This window comes from Pseudomonas sp. NFPP25, from assembly GCF_900116505.1.
GTDB classification, from domain to species: Bacteria; Pseudomonadota; Gammaproteobacteria; order Pseudomonadales; family Pseudomonadaceae; genus Aquipseudomonas; species Aquipseudomonas protegens.
Genome location: NZ_FPBG01000004.1, coordinates 761,922 through 784,939 on the forward strand (window position 1 = coordinate 761,922; position 23,018 = coordinate 784,939).

18 protein-coding genes are annotated in these 23,018 nt (G+C 63.7%); 13 read left to right on the plus strand and 5 right to left on the minus strand.

Features of this window, described 5'->3' with window-relative positions; all coding sequences use genetic code 11:
• Positions 1-11: 11 nt before the first annotated feature.
• From rsmA to BM382_RS19810, 4 genes are read right to left on the minus strand one after another with little or no spacing between them, the layout of a single operon-like run.
• The gene (gene rsmA, locus BM382_RS19795; protein WP_019094977.1) at positions 12-824 is read right to left on the minus strand and encodes a 16S rRNA (adenine(1518)-N(6)/adenine(1519)-N(6))-dimethyltransferase RsmA; all 813 of its coding nucleotides are present in this window, start codon (positions 822-824) and stop codon (positions 12-14) included.
• The gene (gene pdxA / locus BM382_RS19800) at positions 821-1,810 is read right to left on the minus strand and encodes a 4-hydroxythreonine-4-phosphate dehydrogenase PdxA (protein WP_072443664.1); all 990 of its coding nucleotides are present in this window, start codon (positions 1,808-1,810) and stop codon (positions 821-823) included. The genes rsmA and pdxA overlap by 4 nt, the downstream gene beginning before the upstream one ends.
• Positions 1,807-3,123: a peptidylprolyl isomerase SurA gene (surA, locus tag BM382_RS19805; RefSeq protein ID WP_036997049.1), complete on the minus strand. Its 1,317-nt coding sequence runs from the start codon at positions 3,121-3,123 to the stop codon at positions 1,807-1,809. The genes pdxA and surA overlap by 4 nt, the downstream gene beginning before the upstream one ends.
• A complete protein-coding gene (locus BM382_RS19810; RefSeq protein ID WP_072443666.1) occupies positions 3,104-5,941 on the minus strand; it encodes an LPS-assembly protein LptD in 2,838 nt (945 codons plus the stop codon). The genes surA and BM382_RS19810 overlap by 20 nt, the downstream gene beginning before the upstream one ends.
• A gap of 130 nt (positions 5,942-6,071) precedes the next feature.
• Here BM382_RS19810 and BM382_RS19815 point away from each other — a divergent pair, with 130 nt between their 5' ends.
• Genes BM382_RS19815 through BM382_RS19825 form a run of 3 tightly spaced genes read left to right on the plus strand, consistent with a single transcriptional unit; the run spans position 6,072 to position 8,537 of the window.
• Complete coding sequence (locus BM382_RS19815) at positions 6,072-7,097, plus strand: aminoglycoside phosphotransferase family protein (protein WP_011063823.1); 1,026 nt, start codon at positions 6,072-6,074, stop codon at positions 7,095-7,097.
• Positions 7,094-7,768, plus strand: coding sequence for an N-acetylmuramate alpha-1-phosphate uridylyltransferase MurU (gene murU, locus BM382_RS19820; protein WP_072443668.1), 675 nt, complete (start codon positions 7,094-7,096; stop codon positions 7,766-7,768). The genes BM382_RS19815 and murU overlap by 4 nt, the downstream gene beginning before the upstream one ends.
• A gap of 1 nt (position 7,769) precedes the next feature.
• Positions 7,770-8,537: a TerB family tellurite resistance protein gene (locus tag BM382_RS19825; protein WP_011063821.1), complete on the plus strand. Its 768-nt coding sequence runs from the start codon at positions 7,770-7,772 to the stop codon at positions 8,535-8,537.
• Positions 8,538-8,582: 45 nt separating this feature from the next.
• Here the strand turns inward: BM382_RS19825 and BM382_RS19830 are convergent, their stop codons facing one another.
• Entirely contained in the window at positions 8,583-9,572 is a 990-nt protein-coding gene (locus tag BM382_RS19830; RefSeq protein ID WP_072443670.1) for an alpha/beta hydrolase family protein, read from the minus strand.
• A gap of 74 nt (positions 9,573-9,646) precedes the next feature.
• Between BM382_RS19830 and BM382_RS19835 the strand changes: the two genes are divergently transcribed.
• The 10 genes from BM382_RS19835 to BM382_RS19880 all read left to right on the plus strand — a co-directional run bounded on the left by BM382_RS19835 (position 9,647) and on the right by BM382_RS19880 (position 23,004).
• Positions 9,647-12,046 carry a PAS domain-containing sensor histidine kinase gene (locus tag BM382_RS19835; RefSeq protein ID WP_072443673.1) on the plus strand — a complete coding sequence of 800 codons (2,400 nt, stop codon included), beginning with the start codon at positions 9,647-9,649 and terminating at the stop codon, positions 12,044-12,046.
• 13 nt (positions 12,047-12,059) lie between these two features.
• Positions 12,060-12,689, plus strand: coding sequence for a response regulator (locus tag BM382_RS19840; RefSeq protein ID WP_011063818.1), 630 nt, complete (start codon positions 12,060-12,062; stop codon positions 12,687-12,689).
• 262 nt (positions 12,690-12,951) lie between these two features.
• Entirely contained in the window at positions 12,952-14,076 is a 1,125-nt protein-coding gene (locus tag BM382_RS19845) for an ABC transporter ATP-binding protein (RefSeq protein WP_011063817.1), read from the plus strand.
• A gap of 43 nt (positions 14,077-14,119) precedes the next feature.
• A complete protein-coding gene (locus tag BM382_RS19850; protein WP_072443675.1) occupies positions 14,120-15,163 on the plus strand; it encodes an ABC transporter substrate-binding protein in 1,044 nt (347 codons plus the stop codon).
• 148 nt (positions 15,164-15,311) lie between these two features.
• A complete protein-coding gene (locus BM382_RS19855) occupies positions 15,312-16,559 on the plus strand; it encodes an ABC transporter permease (protein WP_011063815.1) in 1,248 nt (415 codons plus the stop codon).
• Between the two features lie 13 nt (positions 16,560-16,572).
• Positions 16,573-17,397 carry an ABC transporter permease gene (locus BM382_RS19860; RefSeq protein ID WP_011063814.1) on the plus strand — a complete coding sequence of 275 codons (825 nt, stop codon included), beginning with the start codon at positions 16,573-16,575 and terminating at the stop codon, positions 17,395-17,397.
• Between the two features lie 102 nt (positions 17,398-17,499).
• Complete coding sequence (locus tag BM382_RS19865) at positions 17,500-18,873, plus strand: sigma-54 interaction domain-containing protein (protein ID WP_011063813.1); 1,374 nt, start codon at positions 17,500-17,502, stop codon at positions 18,871-18,873.
• Between the two features lie 197 nt (positions 18,874-19,070).
• A complete protein-coding gene (locus tag BM382_RS19870; RefSeq protein ID WP_011063812.1) occupies positions 19,071-20,219 on the plus strand; it encodes an iron-containing alcohol dehydrogenase in 1,149 nt (382 codons plus the stop codon).
• 73 nt (positions 20,220-20,292) lie between these two features.
• On the plus strand, positions 20,293-21,738 hold the full coding sequence (locus tag BM382_RS19875) for a membrane protein (RefSeq protein WP_011063811.1): 1,446 nt from the start codon (positions 20,293-20,295) through the stop codon (positions 21,736-21,738).
• Between the two features lie 117 nt (positions 21,739-21,855).
• Complete coding sequence (locus BM382_RS19880; RefSeq protein ID WP_011063810.1) at positions 21,856-23,004, plus strand: iron-containing alcohol dehydrogenase; 1,149 nt, start codon at positions 21,856-21,858, stop codon at positions 23,002-23,004.
• Positions 23,005-23,018: the final 14 nt, after the last annotated feature.

Consider the following 23,018-nt stretch of genomic DNA (forward strand, 5'->3'; position numbering starts at 1 on the left):
CCGAGGGCGTTTCAGTCGGTGGCGGGCTTGGGCTGGCCTGCCAGCTGATCGGCCAGGCGCACGAAGGCGGCCAGGTCCAGTTGCTCGGGACGCAGGCTGCCGTCGACGCCGGCGGCCTCGATCTCGGCGCTGCTGAGCAGTGCCTTGAGGGTGTTGCGCAGGGTCTTGCGGCGCTGGTTGAAGGCTTCGCGCACGATGCGCTCCAGCAGGCGATGATCCTTGGCCGGGTGTGGCAGTACCGCGTGGGGCACCAGGCGCACGATCGCCGAGTCGACTTTTGGCGGCGGATTGAAGGCGCCCGGGCCGACGTTGAACAGGTGCTCCACACGGCAGTGATACTGGACCATGATCGAAAGACGGCCCCAATCACCACCGCCAGGGCCGGCAGCCAGGCGTTCGACCACTTCCTTTTGCAGCATGAAGTGCATGTCGCGGATCAGTCCGGCGTTCTGCAGCAGGTGGAAGATCAGCGGAGTAGAGATGTTGTAGGGCAGGTTGCCGACCACCCGCAGGCTGCCTGGCGCTGCGCCCAGGGTGTTGAAGTCGAACTTCAGGGCGTCGCCCTGGTGCAGGTTGAAGTTGCTCTTGCCGGCGAACTGCTGGTTGAGGATCGGGATCAGGTCCTTGTCCAGTTCCACCACGTCCAGCTGGGCGCCGCTGCCCAGCAGGCCCTCGGTCAGGGCGCCCTGGCCCGGGCCGATTTCCAGCATGCGGTCCTCGGGCTTGGCGTGGATGGACCGCAGGATGCGGTCGATGACGCCAGCGTCATGCAGGAAGTTCTGGCCGAAGCGCTTGCGCGCCCGGTGTTGGTATTGCTCGGTCATATACGGTTCTCGGCCATCTGGTAGGCGGTTTCCAGGGCGACCTGCAGGCTGCCGGTGTCGATCTTGCCGCTGCCGGCCAGGTCCAGGGCGGTGCCGTGGTCGACGGAGGTGCGGATGATCGGCAAGCCGAGCGTCACGTTGACGGCCGCGCCGAAGCCTTTGTATTTCAGCACAGGCAAGCCTTGGTCGTGGTACATCGCCAGCACTGCGTCGCAGTGCTCCAGATATTTGGGGGTAAACAGAGTGTCGGCAGGCAACGGACCGCGCAGGTCCATGCCTTCAGTGCGCAGGCGCTCTAGGGTAGGTTCGATGATGTCGATTTCTTCGCGGCCCAGGTGACCGCCTTCACCGGCGTGGGGGTTGAGCCCGCAGACCAGGATGCGTGGCCGGGCGATGCCGAACTTGTGCTGCAGGTCGGCATGCAGGATCCGCGTGACCCGCTCCAGGCGCTCGACAGTGATGGCGTCGGCGATTTCCCGCAAGGGCAGGTGGGTGGTTACCAGCGCCACGCGCAGGCCGTGGGTGGCCAGCATCATCACCACTTGCTCGGTGTGGGTCAGGTCGGCGAGGAATTCGGTATGGCCGGAAAAGGCGATTCCGGAATCGTTGATCACGCCTTTGTGCACGGGGGCGGTGATCATGCCGGCAAAGTGCCCGTCCAGGCAGCCCTGGCCGGCGCGAGTCAGGGTTTGCAGGACAAAAGCCGCATTGGCCTGGTCCAGCTGGCCGCTGATCACAGGTTTGGCCAGGGGCGTGTCCCAGACATACAGGCTGTTCGCCGGGGCGGGTTCAGTCGGCAGTTGCTCCAGGGTTACCGGCAGCAGACCGACGGCCACGCCCAGTTGCGCGGCCCGCTCTAGGAGCAGGTCGCGGCTGGTAATGGCAATCAGGGGGTGAGGCTGGGGTTGCGAAGCGAGCAGCAGGCACAGGTCAGGACCTATACCCGCCGGCTCGCCGGGTGTCAGAGCGAAACGTCTGGGTTTCACTGTGCGGCCTGTTCAGCGCCGGGCAGCTTGATTTCGACGTAGGCCTCGTCACGGATCTGCCGCAACCAGGTCTGCAGTTCTTCGTCGTACTTGCGGTTACGCAGGACGGTCATGGCTTGCTGTTCGCGGGCCTGGCTGGTGCTGTCGGTGGCGCGACGGCCAAGGACTTCCAGTACGTGCCAGCCGTAAGGGCTCTTGAAGGGCTTGGACAGTTGACCTTGTGGGGTCTTGGCCATCACTTCGCGGAATTCCGGCACCAGGGCGTTCGGGTCGATCCAGTTGAGGTCGCCGCCGTTGAGGGCGGAGCCTGGGTCTTCCGAGTAGCTTTTCGCCAGTTCGGCGAAGTCTTCGCCGGCCTCGATGCGATCGTAGAGTTTCTGCGCCAGGCGCTTGGTCTCTTCTTCGCTGCGAATTTCGCTTGGCTTGATCAGGATATGACGCACGTGCACTTCGTCACGCACCTGATTACCGCCGCCCCGTTTGTCCAGCAGCTTGAGGATGATGAAGCCGCCAGGGGTACGGGCCGGTTGGGTAATGTCACCCACGGCCATGGCGCTCAGTTCGCGATCGAATGGAGGGGGCAGTTGAGCCGCTTTGCGCCAGCCCATGTCGCCGCCTTCCAGAGCGTTGTCGCTGCCGGAGCGGGCGATTGCCAGCTGGGCGAAGTCCGCACCCTGCTTGAGCTGCTGGTACACCTCCATGGCCTGGCGGGCAGCACTCTGAATGGCTTCGGAGTTGGCGCTTTCCGGGGTCGGGATCAGGATATTGGCCAGGTGCAGTTCTTCGGAGAGCTGCATCTTGCCCAGGTCCGAGGCCAGGAAGTTCTTCACTTCCTGTTCCGATACCTGGATGCGTTCGGCCACACGGCGCTGGCGCACACGGCTGATGATCATCTCGCGGCGAACCTGGTCACGGGCGTCCTCATAAGAGAGGCCATCGTGGGCCAGGGCGGCACGGAATTGCTCGATGCTCATGCTGTTGCGCTGGGCAATGGTGCCGATCGCCTGGTTCAGTTCTTCATCGGTGATGCGGATGCCGGAGCGTTCGCCAATCTGCAGTTGCAGGTTTTCAACGATCAGGCGTTCCAGAACCTGTTGCTCCAGGACGCTGGTAGGCGGTACGCCACCGCCACGCTTGGCGATGGTTTGCTGGACTTCGTGAACCCGCTGGTCCAACTGGCTCTGCATGACCACGTCGTTGTCGACGATGGCCACGACCTTGTCGATGGACTGTACTGCGGCGCTGGCCGCAGTACTCAGGAACAGCGCGCCCAGCATCAGCGGGCGCAGACAATCAGAAAGCTTGGTCTTCACGTTCACGATAACCTTGGATGCCTTTGTCGAGGAAGCTCTCTACTTTGGTGCCCATGACGCCACCGAGACCCTTCAGAACAATTTGGAGGAAGATGCCGCGGTCGCCTTTCTCGTTCTCAGGAGCGTTCTGACTGAACTCGTCATACTTGACCCAGTAACGGCTGATCAGGCGCAGTTTCCAGCAGCAGTTGTCGTATTCGAAACCACCGAAGGCCTCGAGCGTGCGGTTACGGTTGTAGTCGTACTGCCAACGGCTGATGGCGTTCCATTGCGGCACGATCGGCCAGATCACCGAGAAGTCATGCTGCTGGATCTTGTAGTAGTCCTTCACGTAGCCCGGAGTGCCCGGAGTGCCGTAGTCGCCACCCATTTTCCAGGTACCGCTGTTCTGGTCGTAGCGAATCTGGTCGTTGCGATAGCGATAGCCGGCGTTGACCACCTTGTTCGGGTTGTCTTCAGGCTGATAGTGGAACATCGCACTGCCGGAACGCGCGCTGTGGCTGTCCGGGTCCCAGTTGTAGTCGGCAGTTGCACGCCAGTCGCGGTTGTAGCGGTATTCGTACTCAAGTGCGTAAGGCGAGACGTTCGAGGTGGCGTCCGCGCGGGTACGGTAATCGATGCCCGGGAGCTGGACGGTACGGTCCTTGAAGTACAGAGCCTGGCCGACGCTGATGCGCTGGCGTTGGAAACCGTTGTCTTCGATCCAACGGCTGGTCACACCCAAGGACAGCTTGTTCTCGTCGCCGACACGGTCAGAGCCGGAAAAGCGGTTGTCGCGGAACAAGGAGGCGTAGTTGAACGTGGGCTCGCCAGTATCGAATACCGGGATGTCTTTCTGATCCTCTTCAGGAACGTAGAGGTAGAACGCGCGTGGTTCCAGGGTTTGACGATAGTTCTTGCCAAACCATTGGGTGTTGCGGTCGAAGTACAGGCCACCGTCGAGGCTGGCGATCGGGACGCCGCGGTTTTGGTTTCGGCTGTAGTCGCCGCCGACATAGCGGGTGCCTGTAGCGGTCGCGTAGTTGCGTGCCGCGACGATGCCTTCTTTGCCAGTACCATCAAGATCAAGGTTGTATTGGGTGTACATGTACTTCAAGGACGGCGTCAGGTAGCCGTAGCTCCAGTTCAGCGGAAGGCTGACGCCCGGCTTGAGGTTCAGACGATCGCCATTCGCGCGGGCTAGCCCAGCGACGTTGGTATCAAGGCGTCGTGTGCCCACTGCACCGGTAACCGGATCGATCGGCCCACCGTCCTTGTCCGTATAATTGCCTGTCAGCAGATCCCGATCGAAGCGCACCAACTCGGTTTCATAAGTGAAATCCAGACCTTGCGGATGGTACGGCAGCGCGCCGTTGAAGGTGATTTGCGGCAGCTTGTTGTACGGAGTGATGTTGGCCACGCTGGCCAGTTCGTACGCCTGCACGTTCAGGCGTGCGGTGTAGTCGTCGCCACGGTAGGTAACCACGCCTTGCTGGTTGACGTAATCGGTGGCCTTCACGCCGATCTGGTCGGTCTGCAGGTCCTGGAAGTAGTACGGATCGCTGATCTTGGTGTAGTCGACTTCGGTCATCAGACGCGAATCAAGCCCGCCCTTGTGCTGCCAGTTGAGCATGTAGCGGGTTTTTTCGTAGTCGGTCTGCTTCTTGCGATCGGTGTCGTCGTCGTTGAGGTAGGCCGCGCCGAACTGACCTTCGCTGCTTTTGGTCAGGTAGCGGAACTCGCCTTCCATCAACAGGCCGCGCTTGGCCATGTAGCGTGGGTACAACGTGGCGTCGTAGTTGGGCGCCAGGTTGAAGTAGTACGGGGTCACCAGCATGAAGCCGGTATCGCTGCCGGTACTGAAGCTAGGCGGCAGGAAGCCGGACTGGCGACGATCGTCGATCGGGAAGTAGATATACGGGGTGTAGAGCACCGGAATATCTTTGACCCGAAGGGTCACGTTGGTCGCGGTGCCGAAGCCGGTGGCCGGGTTCAAGGTGATGTTGTTGCCCTTGAGCTGCCAGGCGTTGCTGTTCGGTTCGCACGTGGTGTACGTACCATCCTTGAGGCGGATGATGGCGTTTTCCGCACGCTTGGCGTACAGCGCATTACCACGGACGCGGGATTTGTGCAGAACGTACTCGGCGTTGTCGACCTTGGCTTCACCGGTATCCAGCTGGATGTCGGCGTGGTCGCCCACCAGCAGCGCGCCATTGTCGCGTACGCGCACGTTGCCGCTTAGTTCGCCGCGGTTCTCGGCCTGATACAGGCTGGCCTCGTCGGCCTCGACCTGCATGCTGCCCTGGCGCATGACCACGTCACCGGCCAGGGTCGCCACCTGTTCTTCCTGCTGATAGCGGGAAGCCTTGGCGCCGATAAAGGTCGGAGCGTCACTTTTATTCGTCTTGTCATTCATGCCAGGACGAATCGGTTCGATATAGGAACCAGAGCAGTAAGGACCGGTCTCGGCCAATTGAGCGGCGGTGAGCTTCTCACGCGGTACCCAGTCGAGGTGGCTGTAGTCCGCACTGCGGGACTTCAGGCCACGGCCCTTGGCCTCGGTCACCAGCTTCGACTTGTCGCCGCTGGCTTCTTCGCCCGTAGCATCGGCTGCCGTAGCAACGCTGGAGCTGACCGAGTTGGCGTCGTGGACCGGGCGCGGCGGCAGTTGGGCGGCGCTGGTTTTCGGCGCACAGGCCCAGCCACCCGAAGCAGAGACTGAGCAGTCATACTGTTCCGCGGCGACCACGAAGGAAGTGGCTAGAGGTTGCAGGGCCAGCAAACTGCCGGTAACCAGCAACGGAAATTTTTTACGAAACGCGGGGGATTTCAATGCCATCTTATTAGTCCGGGCTTCCTGCGTGCCATCTGCCCGCGGTGTGGGCCGCACGCCTCTCGATGGTCTGAAAAAGATGCTGGATAATAAAGCATGACCCGCTTGACGGCTAGCGCCGTCGGAGACCCTTGTAATGCCTGACCAAGATGTACGCTTGCAACACCTGAAAGTTTGGCTCGATGAGCAGTTGGCGATTGTTTATGCAGCACAGGGCTGGGGTGAAGTGCCCCCGGCAACATTGACCGCAGCCAGCAGCGACGCGAGTTTCCGTCGTTATTTCCGTTGGCAGGGCGCGGGTCGCAGCTTCGTGGTGATGGACGCTCCGCCCCCCCAGGAAAACTGCAAACCCTTCGTGGATATCGCCCGTTTACTGGCGACTTGCGGCATCAACGTGCCGAAAATTTATGCAGAAGATTTGCCTCGCGGCTTCCTGTTGCTCAATGACCTGGGCAATCAGACCTACCTGGACGTGATCAACGAACATAATGCCGACGCACTGTTCGAGGATGCATTCCAGGCTTTGCTGGCCTTCCAGCAGTTGCCGATGGACGCGCCCCTGCCCAGTTACGACGTGGCCCTGCTGCGCCGTGAGCTGGAGCTGTTCCCCGAGTGGTACATCGGCCGTGAGCTGGGCATCAGCCTGAGTCCGCAGCAGCGCGAGCAATGGCAGCGTGCCAGCGACCTGCTGATCGACAGCGCCCTGGCGCAACCCAAGGTGCTGGTGCACCGCGACTATATGCCACGCAACCTGATGCACAGCGAACCGAACCCCGGCGTGCTGGACTTCCAGGATGCGGTCTACGGCCCGGTGACCTATGACGTGACCTGTCTGTTCAAGGATGCCTTCCTCAGCTGGCCGGAGTCCCGGGTACAGGGCTGGCTGAGCCAGTACTGGCACCAGGCGCGGGCGCGGGGTATCCCGGTGCAGGACGACTTTGACGAGTTTCTGCGGGCCAGCGACCTGATGGGCGTGCAGCGTCACCTCAAGGTGATCGGTATCTTCTCGCGGATTTGCCACCGCGATGGCAAACCACGCTACCTGGCCGACGTGCCGCGCTTCTTTGCTTATATAGAGGCGGTGACGTCCCGACGCCCCGAGCTTGCGGAGCTGTCGCAACTGCTGCTCAGCCTGCGCCAGCCGGCGGGAGCCCATGCATGAAGGCGATGATCCTGGCAGCCGGCAAGGGCGAGCGCATGCGCCCCCTGACCCTGACCACTCCCAAACCCTTGCTGCCTGTAGCGGGCATGCCGCTGATCGAGTACCACCTGCGGGCCCTGGCGGCGGCAGGTTTTCGCGACATCGTCATCAACCATGCCTGGCTCGGCCAGCAGATCGAGGATGCCCTCGGCGATGGCCAGCGCTGGGGCCTGAACATCCAGTATTCGGCCGAAGGCCAGCCGCTGGAAACCGGCGGCGGGATTTTCCAGGCATTGCCCTTGTTGGGGGACGCGCCGTTCCTGGTGGTCAATGGCGATATCTGGACCGACTACGATTTTGCCGCCCTGCGCCGGCCCCTGGCCGGGCTGGCTCATCTGGTGATGGTGGACAACCCGCCGCACCACCCCAGTGGTGGCGACTTTTGCCTGGTAAACGGCCAGTTGCACGACCGCCAGCCAGGCGTAGCGGCGCTCACGTTCAGCGGCATGTCGGTGCTGCATCCGCGGTTATTCCAGGGTTGTGTTGCCGGTCCGTTCAAGCTGGCGCCGCTATTGCGCGAAGCCATGGCCCAAGGCCAGGTCAGTGGCGAACATATGCAGGGGCACTGGGTCGATGTCGGCACCGTCGAGCGTCTGGCCCAGGTTGAACACTTGCTGCAAGCGAGTCGCTGATATGTGGTGGCCAGGGACTCTGATCGGAGCCGGAGCTGGATTTGCAATCGCCAGTATTCCGGGGGCCATGCTCGGTGCGTTGCTGGGGCAGGCGCTGGACCGGCGCCTGCAACTGCACAGCTGGGCGCAGGTGCGTGAACGCCTGGGCGGGCGCCCGGCGTTGCGCAATGATGAATTGCTGTTCGTGCTGCTGGGGCGGCTGGCCAAGAGTGATGGCCGGGTGATGGACGGGCATATCCAGCAGGCGCGCCAGGAAATGCGCTCGCTGGAGATGAACGATGCGGCCCAGCGCCGGGCGATTGCCGCGTTCAATCGCGGCAAGTCGGGCAATGACCGTCTGCGCGGCTATCTGCGTCGCCTCGCGGCCCAGCCCCATGCCGCCGAAGGCGTGCTGCGGGCCTGTTGGCGCATGGTCTGGGCCGACGGCCGGGTCGGGCCGGCGGAGCGCGAACTGATCCAGCTCTGGGGCAAATGGCTGGGCTGGACCCGTGAGCAGGTGCAGGCGTTGGCGCAGGACTACGGTCCGGCGAGGAAGTCACTGGCCGAAGGCGCCCTGACTTATCAAGAGGCGCTGCGCCTGTTGGGGGTTGCAGCTACCAGCGAGCCGGCGCAGATCAAGCGGGCCTATCGGCGCCTGCTCAGCCGCCATCACCCGGACAAGATCGCCGGCAACGGCGCCAGCGAGGCACAGGTGCGTGAGGCTACGGAAAAGACCCGGGAGCTGCACAGCGCCTATGCCCTGATACGCCAGCGCCGGGAATTCCGCTGAGGGTGCAGGCCGCGATTGCCGCTGCGGCAGTCGCGGCCTGTGGGCTCAGCTATCGGTGTTCTGAGGGTTCAACCAACCGCGTACCCGGCGAAACAGCTGCTCTTGCTGGGCGGTGTTGTTGCCGGGCAGGGCCTTGAGGGGAATCTGGCTGAAGTTCGAGTGCTTCAGGCGCTTGCTCGCTTGCAGTCGCTCCAGGGCGGCTTTTTGCGCCAGAGGCTTGTCGACATAGAAGAAGTCGGCAGTGGCCAGCTTCAACGTAGGCGTGATCTCCACCAGTTGCGGTTTGCCATTGGCCGGGGACTGGGCTGCTACCATCACCAGCTTCTGTACCTGGGCCGGCTGTTTCTCGCTGAGGTAGCGTGCGGCCCAGTAGGCACCCGTACCATGACCCAGGAGCACGATACTGCGGGCGTTCTGCTGTTCGGCAAAGGCCAGGGCAGCATCGACGCGGGTGAAGATGCGCTCGGCATCCGCCTTGATCTGCTCTTCCGTGCTTTCTGCTACTACCCGGTCGGCCACGTCGGCTTCGCCGCCAGCGACCTGCTCGATCGGCTTGGCCTCGGTGCTGGCATCCTTGGCGGTGTTGGCCTTGTCCGTAGGGAGCGGTGCGGCTTCGACCACCCGTGGTTGCGCGGCCTCGCTGAGCATGTCGGGCAGGGTCAGGCTCAGGCTGGCCCACTCGGTGTCCGGCAATTTGTTGCGCAAAGGTGCAATGGCTTGCGGCCAGTCAGCGGTTTCACCCGCTCCCGGGAGGATAATCACCACGCCCTTGGGGTCGCTGGTGTTGGCCGGCTTCCACAGGGCCAGGAAGGTATCGCCGCCGGCTTGTAACTGCTGCTGTTCCAGGGCGGGCAACTGGCGCTCCAGGGCGGCGGCGTCTTCCTGGCTACGCTCAGGCAGGGGTTGGCGTTGCGCCGGTTGTTCCTCGGGAGTCTTGGTTTCTGGAGCCGGGTCGGCAGCTTGCACAGAAAAGGTCCAGGGCAGGATCAGCGACAGGCACAATGCGGGCAGTGCCGAGCGGTGGACAAGGGGCATCGGATATTCCAGGCCAGAAGTAATTCCGGCAGCCTAATGGGTTGGTCAGTATTTGTCAGGGTGTGAGACTTCAGATGATGCGTTTTCGCTGCCTTCTGCTTATCGGCTGTCTGTGCCTTCCCTTGATAGGCCGTGCGGCCCCGGCGCCCCAGGTGCCGACTGCGCCCTTGAGCCTGGAACAGCGCCAGTGGCTGGCGCAGCACCCCGAGTTGCGGGTGGGGCTGGTGTTGCAGGCGCCGTTCGCCCAGTACGACCGGCGCCTGCAGCGGCTGTCCGGGGCTAATGTCGAGTTGATGCAAGCCCTGGCCAAGGCGCTGAACATCGAGCTCAGCTGGCGTAACTTCCCTGACCAGGCACAGCTGGAGCGGGCCCTGCGCGACGGCGAGGTGGACATGGCCCCGGGCCTGACCCAGACCCCGGCCGGTCTGCGCCTGTGGTTGTTCAGCGACCCCTATATGCGCGTGCCGCAGCTGGTGGTCGGGGAGCGCAAGGGCGCAGGTGCGGTGGAGCTGGAAAAACTCGACAGCCAGGCCCGGGTCGCCGTGCGCATGCCCAGTGCGGTGGCCGATTACCTGCGCCTGACTTACCCCAACCTCAACCTGCAAGGGGTGCCGCTGGAGCGCCAGGCCCTGCAGTTGCTGCTGAGCCAGCAGGCCCGCTACGCGGTGGTGGACGAGGCTCAGCTCAGTCGCCTTTCGGGGGAGGCGGAGTTCGCCGGGCTGGCCGTGGTGGGGGATATCGGCCTGCCGCAATTGCTGCGGGTAGCCACTCGCCGCGATTGGCCGGAACTGGCGAGCATTGTCGAAGCGGCCTTGCATGCGATCCCGGCCAAGGAGCTGGAGCAGCTCCATGGCCGCTGGCTGCAGCCCAAGTACCCGCGGCTTGGCGAGTCCCCCGGGGTCTGGCAGAACCTCAGCCTGCTGTTGGTGATCCTGCTGCTGGCGAGTCTGGCGATCGTCTTCTGGCAGCGCCGCCAGCAGCGCAGCCTGGAGCAGCGCCTGCTGGCGGCGCGGGAGGACATCGCCTTGCGTGCCGCCAGCGAGGAAGCCCTGCGCCTGACCCAGTTCTCCATCGATCAGAGCACCGTGGGCATTCTCTGGGTCAATTGGGACAGCCATGTGCGCTACGCCAACCGGGCAGCCGAAGAGATGCTCGGTTACCCGGCGGGCGGGGTGATCGACCGGCCGCTGATCGATTTCGAGCCCAACCTGCATATGGATCGCTGGCTCAACCTGTGGAAGCGGGCCCGGGCCAGCGAGGAGGGCGTGCAAAGTTTCGAGACCCAGTGTGTGCGTGCCGATGGCAGCATCCTGCCGGCGGACGTGTCCCTGAGCTTCCTGCGCTTTCGCGACAGCGAATACCTGGTGGTCTATCTCAATGACGTGACCGAGCGCCGTCGCGCGCTGGCGGCCCTGCGCGAAAGCGAGGCGCGTCTGCAGGGGATTGCAGCCAACGTGCCGGGCCTGGTGTTCCGCCTGGAGCGGGCGCCGGTCACCGGGCAGATCGACTTCGCCTATATCAGCGAAGGCAGCGAGACCCTGGTGGGCTACTCGCCAGCAGTGCTGGCCCACCGGGACAAGGGCCTACGCAGCCTGGTGCACCCGGACGACAAGGCCAGCTATCACCAGACCCAGGACCAGGCCCTGGACACCGACAGCGACTGGTCCTGGCAGGGCCGCATCCTCACTCGCCAGGGCCAGCAGCGCTGGGCCGAGATCAAGGCCATCACCCGGCGCCTGGATGACGGCGCGTTTGTCTGGGACGGCATTGTCTGGGACATCAGCGAAAGCAAGCGCATCGAGCTGGAACTGGCCAGCTCCCGTGAACAGTTGCGGGAGCTGTCGGCGCACCTGGAAAGCGTGCGCGAAGAGGAAAAGGCCCGCATTGCCCGGGAAGTCCATGACGAACTGGGGCAGATGCTGACTGTGCTCAAGCTGGAAACGTCCATGTGTGAGCTGGCCTATGCCCAGCTCGACCCGGGCCTGCATGAACGCCTCAACAGCATGAAGCGCCTGATCGCCCAGCTGTTCCAGCTGGTGCGGGATGTGGCTACCGCACTGCGGCCGCCAATCCTCGATGCGGGCATCGCCTCGGCCATCGAATGGCAGGCCCGCCGGTTCGAGGCCCGCACCCAGATCCCCTGCCTGGTCCAGGTGCCGGACAACCTGCCGCGCTTGAGCGACGCCAAGGCCGTCGGCCTGTTCCGTATCCTCCAGGAGGCCCTGACCAATGTCATGCGCCATGCCCAGGCGCATACTGTGGAACTCACCCTCACCCTGGAAGCACACGAGCTGTGCATGAGCATCAGCGATGACGGCCTGGGCTTCGACACCGCTTCGGCGCGCCCGACGTCCTTTGGCCTGGTAGGCATGCGCGAGCGGGTGCTGATCATGGGCGGGAGCCTGTCGCTGCACAGTGAGCGGGGCGAAGGCACCACCCTGAGTGTCCGGGTGCCCCTGGACCAAGAAAAATAATGAGGAGACACGCGTGATCCGTGTACTGGTAGCCGAAGACCACACCATCGTTCGCGAAGGCATCAAGCAACTGATTGGCCTGGCCAAGGACCTGGTCGTGGTGGGCGAGGCGAGCAACGGCGAGCAGTTGCTGGAGACCCTGCGTCAGGTGCCCTGCGAAGTGGTGCTGCTGGATATCTCCATGCCCGGGGTGAACGGCCTGGAGGCCATTCCGCGGATCCGCGCCCTGAGCAATCCGCCGGCGATCCTGGTGCTGTCGATGCACGACGAGGCGCAGATGGCCGCCCGGGCGCTGAAGATCGGCGCTGCCGGCTACGCCACCAAGGACAGTGATCCGTCGCTGCTGCTGACGGCCATTCGCAAGGTGGCATCCGGCGGCCGCTATATCGACCCGGACCTGGCTGACCGTATGGTCTTCGAGGTCGGCCTGACCGATACCCGGCCCTTGCATTCGCTGCTTTCCGAGCGTGAATTCTCGGTTTTCGAGCGCCTGGCCCAGGGCGCCAATGTCAACGACATTGCCCAGCAACTGGCCCTGAGCAGCAAGACCATCAGTACCCACAAGGCGCGGCTGATGCAGAAGCTCAACATCACCTCCCTGGCCGAACTGGTGAAATACGCCATGGAACACAAGCTGCTCTGACACCCTCTGCGGTGCTCTCCCTCCCCTTGGGGGAGGGCACTTATCCATTTGCGACATTCCGCGCTTTCAGGCTTTCGCCGTTTCTTGCCGCTTGCAGCCTGCCGTTTGCCTCCGCCCTTATCCAATCGCGCCATTCTTGTAGGGCAATCCCTACACGCAACCTTCCAGAGGGCTGAGGCGAATCTCTCCTGGCCCCCGATTTGCGCGCTCTGCAGGCTCCTCTAGGCTTGTTCCACAGCCGTCTAAAACAAAAGGTGCGGGTATGAGCGAGGTCGTTTCAAGTGCTGGGGCCAACGATGTTCTGGTCAGCTTTCGTGGTGTGCAGAAGAGCTACGACGGCGAGAACCTGATCGTCAAAGACCTCAACCTGGAAATTCGCAAAGGCGAGTTCCTCACCCTGCTGGGGCCGTCCGGTTCCGGCAAGACCACCAGCCTGATGATGCTGGCCGGTTTCGAAACCCCGACCGCCGGCGAGATCCAGCTGGCCGGGCGCTCGATCAACAATGTGCCGCCGCACAAGCGCGACATCGGCATGGTGTTCCAGAACTACGCGCTGTTCCCCCACATGACCGTGGCCGAGAACCTGGCCTTTCCGCTGTCGGTACGCGGCCTCGGCAAGACCGACATCAGCGAGCGGGTCAAGCGCGTGCTGAGCATGGTCCAGCTCGACGCTTTCGCCCAGCGCTACCCGGCCCAGCTGTCCGGTGGCCAGCAGCAGCGGGTGGCCCTGGCCCGGGCCCTGGTGTTCGAGCCACAGCTGGTGCTGATGGACGAACCCCTTGGTGCCCTCGACAAGCAACTGCGCGAACACATGCAGATGGAGATCAAGCACCTGCACCAGCGCCTGGGCGTGACCGTGGTCTATGTGACCCACGACCAGGGCGAAGCCCTGACCATGTCCGACCGGGTGGCGGTGTTCCACCAGGGCGAGATCCAACAGATCGCGCCGCCGCGCACTCTCTACGAAGAGCCGAAGAACACCTTCGTCGCCAACTTCATCGGCGAGAACAACCGCCTCAACGGCCGCCTGCACAGCCACAACGGCGAGCGTTGCGTGGTGGAGCTGGGGCGTGGCGAGAAGGTCGAGGCGCTGGCGGTGAATGTCGGCCAGGTCGGCGGCCCGGTGACCTTGTCCATCCGCCCGGAGCGGGTGAGCCTCAACGGTTCCAGCGAAAGCTGCGTCAACCGCTTCTCCGGCCGGGTGGCGGAATTTATCTATCTGGGCGACCACGTCCGGGTGCGCCTGGAAGTCTGCGGCAAGAGCGACTTCTTCGTGAAACAGCCGATTGCCGAGCTCGATCCTGCGCTGGCAGTGGGTGACGTGGTGCCGCTTGGCTGGCAAGTCGAGCACGTTCGCGCGCTCGACCCGCTTCTAGAGGCGAATTGATCGCCCCCCTGCAACACCAACCTGCACGTGGAGAACACAATAAATGTTGAGATCCCTGAAATTCACCGCCCTGGCACTGGGCATGATGGGTGCGGCGCACGCCATGGCGGCGGGCCCGGACCTGACCGTGGTGTCCTTTGGCGGGGCGAACAAGGCGGCCCAGGTCAAGGCCTTCTATGCCCCTTGGGAAGCGGCGGGCAAGGGCAAGATCATCGCCGGCGAATACAACGGCGAGATGGCCAAGATCAAGGCCATGGTCGACACCAAGAGCGTGTCCTGGGACCTGGTAGAAGTGGAGTCCCCGGAACTGTCCCGCGGTTGCGACGAGGACATGTTCGAGCAACTGGACCCGGCGCTGTTCGGTAACAGCGAAGACTACGTCAAGGGCGCGATCCAGCCGTGCGGCGTGGGCTTTTTCGTCTGGTCCACGGTACTGGCCTACAACGCCGACAAGCTGAAAACCGCTCCGAGCAGTTGGGCTGATTTCTGGGACGTCAAGCAGTTCCCGGGCAAGCGCGGCCTGCGCAAGGGCGCCAAGTACACCCTGGAGTTCGCCCTGATGGCCGACGGCGTCGCGCCCAAGGACGTGTACAAGGTCCTGGCCGGCAAGGATGGGCAGGACCGTGCCTTCAAGAAACTCGATGAGCTCAAGCCCTACATTCAGTGGTGGGAAGCCGGCGCCCAGCCGCCGCAGTACCTGGCTTCCGGCGACGTGGTCATGAGCTCGGCCTACAACGGCCGGATCGCCGCGGTGCAGAAGGAAAGCAACCTGAAAGTGGTGTGGAACGGCGGCATCTACGACTTCGACGCCTGGGCCATTCCAAAAGGCCTGGACAAGGCTCGCGCCGAAGCGGCGAAGAAGTTCATCGCCTACTCGGTGCAACCGCAGCAGCAGAAAACCTATTCGCAGAATATCGCCTACGGCCCGGCCAACACCCAGGCCGTGCCGCTGCTGGCCAAGGACATCCTCAAGGACATGCCGACCACTCCGGAAAACATCGCCAACCAGGTGCAGATCGACGTCAGCTTCTGGGCTGACAACGGTGAGCAACTGGAACAGCGCTTCAACGCCTGGGCAGCCAAGTAACCACCCCCTGCCGTTGTAGGAGCGAGCTTGCTCGCGAAGGCGTCATCAGCATCAACCTTGATGGTGAAGCACAGCCTTCGATGCGCGGCCAAGCCCGCTCCTGCCGCCTGGTGGTTTGTATTCGAAAGATCGATTCGCGGAGTTTGTCATGACCATCACCGTTCCCCTGAACGCGGTCACCGGCCCGACCCTCAAGCAGCGGCTGGCCCGTGCCGAGCGGGTCAACCGCTGGAAGGCCCAGGCGCTGATCGCGCCCCTGGTGCTGTTTCTGCTGCTGGTGTTCCTGGTACCGATCGTGGCGCTGCTGTACAAGAGCGTCGGCAACCCGGAAGTGGTCGGCGGCATGCCGCGTACTGTGGCGGCCGTGAGTGCCTGGGACGGTCGTGGCCTGCCTGCCGAAGGGGCCTACAAGGCCTTGAGCGAAGACCTGGCGGACGCCCGCAAGAATCAGACCCTGGGCGACCTGTCCAAGCGCCTGAACATGGAGTTGGCCGGCTACCGCAGCCTGCTGACCAAGACCGCCCGCGCCCTGCCGTTCAAGGCCGAGCCCGAATCCTATAAAGAAGCCATGGAAAGCCTGGATGAGCGCTGGGGCGACCCGGCCTACTGGCAGGCGATCCGCCGCAACACCAGCAGCCTGACCCCTTACTACCTGCTGGCGGCGGTGGACCATCGCATCGACGACCTGGGCGAACTGGCGCCGGCCACCCCGGACCAGTCCATCTACCTGGACATCTTCGCCCGCACCTTCTGGATGGGCCTGGTGATCACCGCTATCTGCCTGGCGCTGGCCTATCCCCTGGCTTACCTGCTGGCCAACCTGCCGGCGCGTAAAAGCAATCTGCTGATGATCCTGGTGCTGCTGCCGTTCTGGACCTCGATCCTGGTGCGAGTGGCGGCGTGGATCGTGCTGCTGCAATCGGGTGGACTGATCAACAGCGCGCTGCTGGCCATGGGGGTGATCGACAAGCCCCTGGAACTGGTGTTCAACCGTACCGGGGTCTACATCTCCATGGTGCACATCCTGTTGCCGTTCATGATCCTGCCGATCTACAGCGTGATGAAAGGCATCTCGCCGACCTACATGCGTGCGGCGATCTCCCTGGGCTGCCATCCGTTCGCCAGCTTCTGGCGGGTGTATTTCCCGCAGACCTACGCCGGGGTCGGCGCTGGTTGCCTGCTGGTGTTCATCCTGGCGATTGGTTACTACATCACCCCGGCATTGCTGGGCAGCCCGAACGACCAGATGGTCAGCTACTTCGTCGCCTTCTATACCAACACCAGCATCAACTGGGGCATGGCCACGGCCCTGGGCGGCCTGCTGTTGCTGGCGACCATCGTGCTCTATCTGATTTACAGCTGGCTGGTGGGCGCAAGCCGCCTGCGCCTGAGCTAAGGAGAGAATCGAAATGCTGAGCCCCTACATGTCGCCCGTCGAACGGGTCTGGTTCTACAGCTTGCGGATTCTCTGCGGCTTGATCCTGTTGTTCCTGGTGTTGCCGGTGCTGGTGATCATCCCGCTCTCGTTCAACTCCGGCAGTTTCCTGGTGTACCCGCTGCAGGGCTTTTCGCTGCACTGGTACCAGGACTTCTTCGCCTCTGCCGAGTGGATGCGCGCGCTGAAGAACAGCGTCATCGTGGCGCCGGCCGCAACCTTGCTGGCCATGGTCTTCGGCACCCTGGCGGCCATCGGCCTGACCCGCGGTGATTTCCCCGGCAAGGCGCTGGTGATGGCCCTGGTGATTTCGCCGATGGTGGTACCGGTAGTGATCATCGGTGTGGCCAGCTACCTGTTCTTCGCCCCGCTGGGCATGGGCAACAGTTTCTTTTCGCTGATCATCGTGCATGCGGTGCTCGGCGTGCCTTTCGTGATCATCACCGTGTCGGCAACCCTGCAGGGCTTCAACCACAACCTGGTGCGGGCCGCGGCCAGTTTGGGTGCCTCGCCGCTGACCACATTCCGCCGGGTGACCTTGCCGTTGATCGCCCCCGGGGTCATCAGTGGCGCGCTGTTCGCCTTCGCCACCTCGTTCGATGAAGTGGTAGTGACCCTGTTCCTCGCCGGCCCGGAGCAGGCCACCCTGCCGCGGCAGATGTTCAGCGGCATCCGCGAGAACCTCAGCCCGACCATCGCCGCTGCGGCCACGTTGCTGATCGCCTTCTCGGTGATCCTGCTGCTGACCCTGGAATGGCTGCGCGGGCGCAGCGAGAAACTGCGCACGGCTCAGGCCTGAGCCCCTCGGGCGGCCTTGTACTAAGGTCTGGGCCGCCCCGTCCCCTCTGCTTGTCGTTCACCCGTAAACTGCGCGCTTCCCATGCTTACTGTGGAGTCGCGGGTGAACTTCAACGATGCCAGTTTCGAAGAGCTGCTCAATGCGCTGCATGACGGCGTCTACATCACCGATGGCCAGGGCCAGACCCTCAAGGTCAACCAGGCCTACGAGCGCCTCACCGGCCTGAACGGCGCCGAGCTGCTGGGGCGGCCGATGCAGGAGCTGGTGAAGAGCGGGGTGATTTCCCAGTCCGCTTCACTACGGGTACTGCAGGACGGTCGGCCGGTGTCGGTGATGCAGAGCCTCAGCCACGGCAAGAAGTTGCTGGTCAGTGCCACGCCGATCCTCGCCGCCGACCAGAGCATTCGCTATGTGGTCAGCACCGTGCGCGACATGACCGAGCTGCTGCGCATCAAGCGCGAGCGCGACGAGTTGCAGCAGCTCAAGCAGCTGCGCACCAGCACTGCGCGGCTGCATGCGGGCCAGCGTGACGACCTGTTGCAATCACCGTTGATGGCCGACCAGGAGGTTTCCGGGCGGGTCTTTGCCCAGGCCCGGCAAGTGGCCGACTGCGACGTGAAGGTGCTGCTGCAAGGGGAGACGGGTGTGGGTAAAACCCTGGTGGCGCAATTTATCCACAACGCCAGTGCTCGTGCCCGCGAACCGTTCCTGGCCCTCAACTGCGGGGCGCTGCCGGAGAACCTGATCGAGGCCGAGCTGTTCGGCTATGCCCCGGGTGCCTTCACCGGTGCCGGCAGCAAGGGCAAGCGCGGGCTGCTGGAACTGGCACACAACGGTACGCTGTTTCTCGATGAGATCGGCGATCTGCCCCTGGCGGTGCAGGTCAAGCTGCTCAAGGTCATCGAAGAGAACCGCTTCATTCCGGTGGGCGGCCTGGAGCTCAAGGAGGTGGATGTGCGCATCATCAGCGCCACCCATCACGACCTCAAGCAGCGGGTGGCCGAGGGCAAGTTCCGCGCCGACCTGTATTACCGCCTGAATGTGGTGCCCATCGCGATCCCGGCCCTGCGCGAGCGCAGCGAGGAAATCGGCCCCTTGCTGGAGTACTACCTGGAGCACTTCAACCAGCGCTATCAGCGTCAGGTGCAGTGGAGCCTGGAAGCCCTGGAACTGCTGGGCGAGTACGCCTGGCCGGGGAACATCCGCGAGCTGATCAACGTGGTGGAGCGCCTGGTGGTGACCTGCTCCGGCCAGGTGATAGAGGCCCTGGACCTGCCGGAGGACCTGATCGAGCAACAGGCCCGCAACACCGACGACAGCCGCCTGCCGCTGCGCAAGGTGCTGGAGAACGCCGAGCGCCAGGCGATTCGCGCGGCCCTGCAACTGCACAAGACCACCCGCCTGGCCGCCAAGGCGCTGGGAGTGAGCCAGGCCACGGTGGTGCAGAAGATGAAGCGCTGGGAACACTCTGATTAGGATTCTGATCAGAGCTGCCTGCAGCGATCAGCAATTCAATCGCGACGGCCCGGTCATTCCCCTGGATTTCCTTCCAGAGCCTTGTAGATCAAGGCTTTGCGTATCTTGGCACAGCTTTCGCTCTACAGCCTGCGAGCCCATTCGAGAGTGGCCGCCTGACGGCGCTCTTGCCACAACAATTAAACAAGGCCGAGCTGATGAGTATCTCTGCGTTCAAGATTGCCAACAAACTGATTACCGGCCAGGGCGCCATCGAGCAGCTGGACGCCGAACTGGCGCGCCTGCAGATCAGCAACCCGCTGATCGTCACCGATGCGATCCTGGTCAAGTCCGGCACCGTCGATCTGGCCCTGGCCCACCTGGGCGGGCGCGCCTACCGGATCTTCGACGAGGTCCAGCCGGAGCCGGAAATCGCCATAGTCCAGGCCTGCACCCAGGCTTACCGGGCCGGTGGCCACGATGGCCTGATCGGCCTGGGCGGCGGCAGCGCCATTGATATCGCCAAGGCGGTGGCGGCGTTCGCCGGCCATGAAGGCGCGCTGGAAGAACTGTTCGGGGTGGATCAGGTGCAGCGCAAGGGGCCGCCGCTGATTGCCATTCCTACTACTGCGGGCACCGGTTCGGAGGTGACCAACGTGGCGATCCTCTCGGACAAGGTGGCCCAGTTGAAAAAGGGCATCGTCAGCGATTACCTGCTGCCGGACGTAGCGCTGGTGAGCCCGGTGATGACCCTGACCTGCCCGCGCAGCGTCACCGCCGCCAGTGGCGTCGACGCGCTGGTGCATGCGGTGGAGTCCTACCTGTCGCTCAACGGTTCGCCGATCACCGACTCCCTGGCCCTGGGCGCGATCCGCCTGATCGTCAGGGCGCTGCCCAAGGCCTACGCCAACCCGGCCAACCTGCAGGCCCGGGAAGACATGGCCACCGCCAGCCTGATGGCCGGCATGGCCTTCGGCAATGCCGGAGTCGGTGCAGTGCATGCCCTGGCCTATCCCCTGGGCGGGCGCTTCAATATCGCCCACGGGGTGAGCAACGCGCTGCTACTGCCCTACGTCATGGCCTGGAACAAGATGGCCTGTGTCGAGCGCTTTCGCGATATCGCCCAGGCCATGGACCTGCCGATCGCCGGGCTCAGTGATGGCCAGGCCGCAGAGCAGGCGGTCCAGGCCATGGCTGCGCTGTGCGCTGCGGTGGACATCCCCACGGGCATGCGCAGCTTCGGTGTGCCCGAGGACGCGATCCCGGCCATGGCCGTGGAAGCGGCGGGTATCCAGCGGCTGATGCGCAACAACCCGCGCCAACTGAGCCCCGGCGATATCGAGCAGATCTACCGGGCTGCCTATTGATCGATCCTTGCCCGTGCCAACTGGCGCGGGCCGCTTTACACCGCCACCAATACCAATAAGACAGGTGCAGTTGATGCCAACGCCTTCCGACACTCGGCACGAAACGCCGTACATCGCCCTTGGCCCGTTCAAGGTGCGTTTGCCCTTTATCCACTACAAATTCGAGCTGCCGGACTACCTGCAAGGCTTGCTGATGTGCGCCGTCGACCTGGCGGCCATTCCACTGATGACCGAGTTCCTCGGCATGCCCTTCGAGATGGCCCTGGCCGTGGTCATGCTCAACGGCCTGTTGTACCTGGCCCACCACCTGCTGGGCGACCCCGTGGTGCCCGGCTGGATCACCCCGGCGGTGCCGCTGCTGATGGCCTATTGCGCGCAGTTTCCCGTGGGCCCGGAGCGTGTCCACGCGCTGATTGCCTTCCAGTTGATGCTCGGGGTGTTCTCCATCGCCCTGGGGGCCACCGGCATGGCGCGCAAGGTGGTGGGCTTCGTGCCCTCGGCGATCAAGTCGGGAATCATTGTCGGCGCCGGGCTCAGTGCGGTGACCGCGGTGTTCCAGGTGGGCGGCAAGTTCGACAGCTTTCCCTGGACCATTTCCATTGCCATCGGCATTGCCTTCTACCTGATCTTTTCTCAGCATTTTGCCCAGCTCAAGCTGCGTAACCGCTTCTGGTGGAACTTCGCCAAGCTGGGCATCCTGCCGATCATCCTGCTGGCGGTAGTGCTGGCGCCGCTGTTCGGTGAAGCGCCGTGGCCGACCATCCAGTGGGGCCTGAGCAAGCCGGACTTCATCGGCCTGTGGAACAACTACACGGTGTTCGGCCTGGGCATGCCGCCGCTGTCGATGTTCATCAGCGCGCTGCCGACCATGCTCGCGGTGTACATCATCGTCTTTGGCGATGTGCTCAGCGCCAAGGTGCTGCTGGACGAGGCCGAGCAGATCCGCACCGACGAAAAGGTCGACTACGACCCGGACCGCTCGCACCTGATCTTCGGCGGGCGCAACGCGTTCATGAGCATCTTCGGTCCGGACATTGCCATGTGCGGGCCGAAATGGGCGGCGATGCTGGTGGTGGTGATCGAGCGCTTCAAGGGCGGGCCCAAGGCCATGAAGTCGATCTATGGCGGCATGGGCTCGTTCCGTTGGGGCACCAACACCGGCTTGCTGCTGTTGCCGGTAGTGACCCTGGTGCAGCCGATTCTCGGGGTCGCGCTGGCGCTGACCTTGCTGATCCAGGGTTACGTCAGCGTGCGCCTGGGCATTCTCGAGGCCCGTAGCCAGCGTGACCTGGGCATCGCAGGGGTGATCGGTGCAGTGCTGGCGATCAAGGGCGCCAGTTGGGGCTTTGCCATTGGCGTGGTGCTGTGCCTGCTGATCTACGGCAAGAACTTCTTCAAGGGCGAGAACGACCGGACTTTCAGCAAGGACCTGGGCGCCGCGGACGCAACTCCCGTCCCGGGTGCCCAGCCAGGGCCCCAGGCCAAGCCCGCCCGGGCGGTGGAAAGCGAGGTGGCATGAGCTTTCGCGGGTAACGTGAGCACTGTCGTGATGCCGATCGGGCATCGCGACAGCCCGGTTGCGCAATCCCCAGCTACGCTTGTGCCGGCTCCCACCTTTATATAAGAGGCTGCGCACATGAGTATTTCCTCTTTCAAGATCGCCCATAAATTGCTGACCGGCAGCACCGCCATCGAGCAACTGGCTGCCGAGCTGACCCGCCTGGATGTCGATAACCCGCTGATCGTCACCGATACTGCCCTGCTCAGGTCCGGCACGGTGGAGCTGGCGCTGGCCCACCTGGGGGAGCGCAGTTACGAAGTCTTCGACCGGGTGCAGCCTGATCCGGAAATCGCCATCGTCGAGGACTGCATGCAGGTGTACCGCGAGGGCGGGCATGACGGGCTGATCGGCCTGGGCGGCGGCAGCGCCATCGATATCGCCAAGAGTGTCGGGGCCTATGCCGGCTATCACGGCGCCCTGGAGGACCTGTTCGGCATCGACCAGGTGCCGCGCAAGGGGCCGCCGCTGATCGCCATTCCCACCACCGCAGGCACTGGTTCGGAAGTGACCAATGTGGCGATCCTCTCGGACCGGGTCGCGCAATTGAAGAAAGGCATCATCAGCGACTACCTGCTGCCGGACGTGGCCCTGGTCAGCCCGCAGATGACCCTGACCTGTCCACCGCGTGTCACCGCGGCCAGCGGCGTCGATGCCCTGGCGCATGCCATTGAGGCTTACCTGTCCCTCAATGCTTCCGCGATCACCGACTCCCTGGCCATCGGCGCCATCAAGCTGATCGTCAAGGCTTTGCCCAAGGCCTTTGCCAACCCGGCCCACCTGCAGGCCCGGGAGGACATGGCCACCGCCAGCCTGATGGCCGGCATGGCCTTCGGCAATGCCGGGGTCGGTGCGGTGCATGCGATGGCCTATCCCCTGGGCGGCCGCTTTCATATGTCCCACGGGGTCAGCAATGCCTTGCTGCTGCCCTATGTCATGACCTGGAACAAGATGGCCTGCGTCGAGCGTATGCAGGATATCGCCGAGGCCATGGGGGTACAGACCGCGCACCTGAGTGCCAGCGAGGCGGCCGACCGGGCAGTGGAGGCCATGGCAGCGTTGTGTGCGGCGGTGGAAATTCCCAGCGGCTTGCGCAGCTTCGGCGTGCCCGAGGATGCGATCCCGGCCATGGCCGTCGAGGCCGCGGGTATCGAGCGCTTGATGCGCAACAACCCGCGCCGGCTGAGCCCCGCCGATATCGAGAAGATCTATCGCGCGGCCTACTGATCATCGCGGTTACG

Excerpts from the sequence above, each read along its gene's own strand:
- BM382_RS19815 (WP_011063823.1), top strand. The coding sequence starts at position 6,072 with ATGCCTGACCAAGATGTACGCTTGCAACACCTGAAAGTTTGGCTCGAT.
- BM382_RS19845 (WP_011063817.1), top strand. The coding sequence starts at position 12,952 with ATGAGCGAGGTCGTTTCAAGTGCTGGGGCCAACGATGTTCTGGTCAGC.
- BM382_RS19860 (WP_011063814.1), top strand. The coding sequence starts at position 16,573 with ATGCTGAGCCCCTACATGTCGCCCGTCGAACGGGTCTGGTTCTACAGC.
- BM382_RS19810 (WP_072443666.1), bottom strand. The coding sequence starts at position 5,941 with ATGGCATTGAAATCCCCCGCGTTTCGTAAAAAATTTCCGTTGCTGGTT.
- rsmA (WP_019094977.1), bottom strand. The coding sequence starts at position 824 with ATGACCGAGCAATACCAACACCGGGCGCGCAAGCGCTTCGGCCAGAAC.
- BM382_RS19835 (WP_072443673.1), top strand. The coding sequence starts at position 9,647 with ATGATGCGTTTTCGCTGCCTTCTGCTTATCGGCTGTCTGTGCCTTCCC.
- BM382_RS19875 (WP_011063811.1), top strand. The coding sequence starts at position 20,293 with ATGCCAACGCCTTCCGACACTCGGCACGAAACGCCGTACATCGCCCTT.
- murU (WP_072443668.1), top strand. The coding sequence starts at position 7,094 with ATGAAGGCGATGATCCTGGCAGCCGGCAAGGGCGAGCGCATGCGCCCC.
- BM382_RS19855 (WP_011063815.1), top strand. The coding sequence starts at position 15,312 with ATGACCATCACCGTTCCCCTGAACGCGGTCACCGGCCCGACCCTCAAG.
- BM382_RS19870 (WP_011063812.1), top strand. The coding sequence starts at position 19,071 with ATGAGTATCTCTGCGTTCAAGATTGCCAACAAACTGATTACCGGCCAG.
- BM382_RS19850 (WP_072443675.1), top strand. The coding sequence starts at position 14,120 with ATGTTGAGATCCCTGAAATTCACCGCCCTGGCACTGGGCATGATGGGT.
- BM382_RS19880 (WP_011063810.1), top strand. The coding sequence starts at position 21,856 with ATGAGTATTTCCTCTTTCAAGATCGCCCATAAATTGCTGACCGGCAGC.
- BM382_RS19830 (WP_072443670.1), bottom strand. The coding sequence starts at position 9,572 with ATGCCCCTTGTCCACCGCTCGGCACTGCCCGCATTGTGCCTGTCGCTG.
- BM382_RS19825 (WP_011063821.1), top strand. The coding sequence starts at position 7,770 with ATGTGGTGGCCAGGGACTCTGATCGGAGCCGGAGCTGGATTTGCAATC.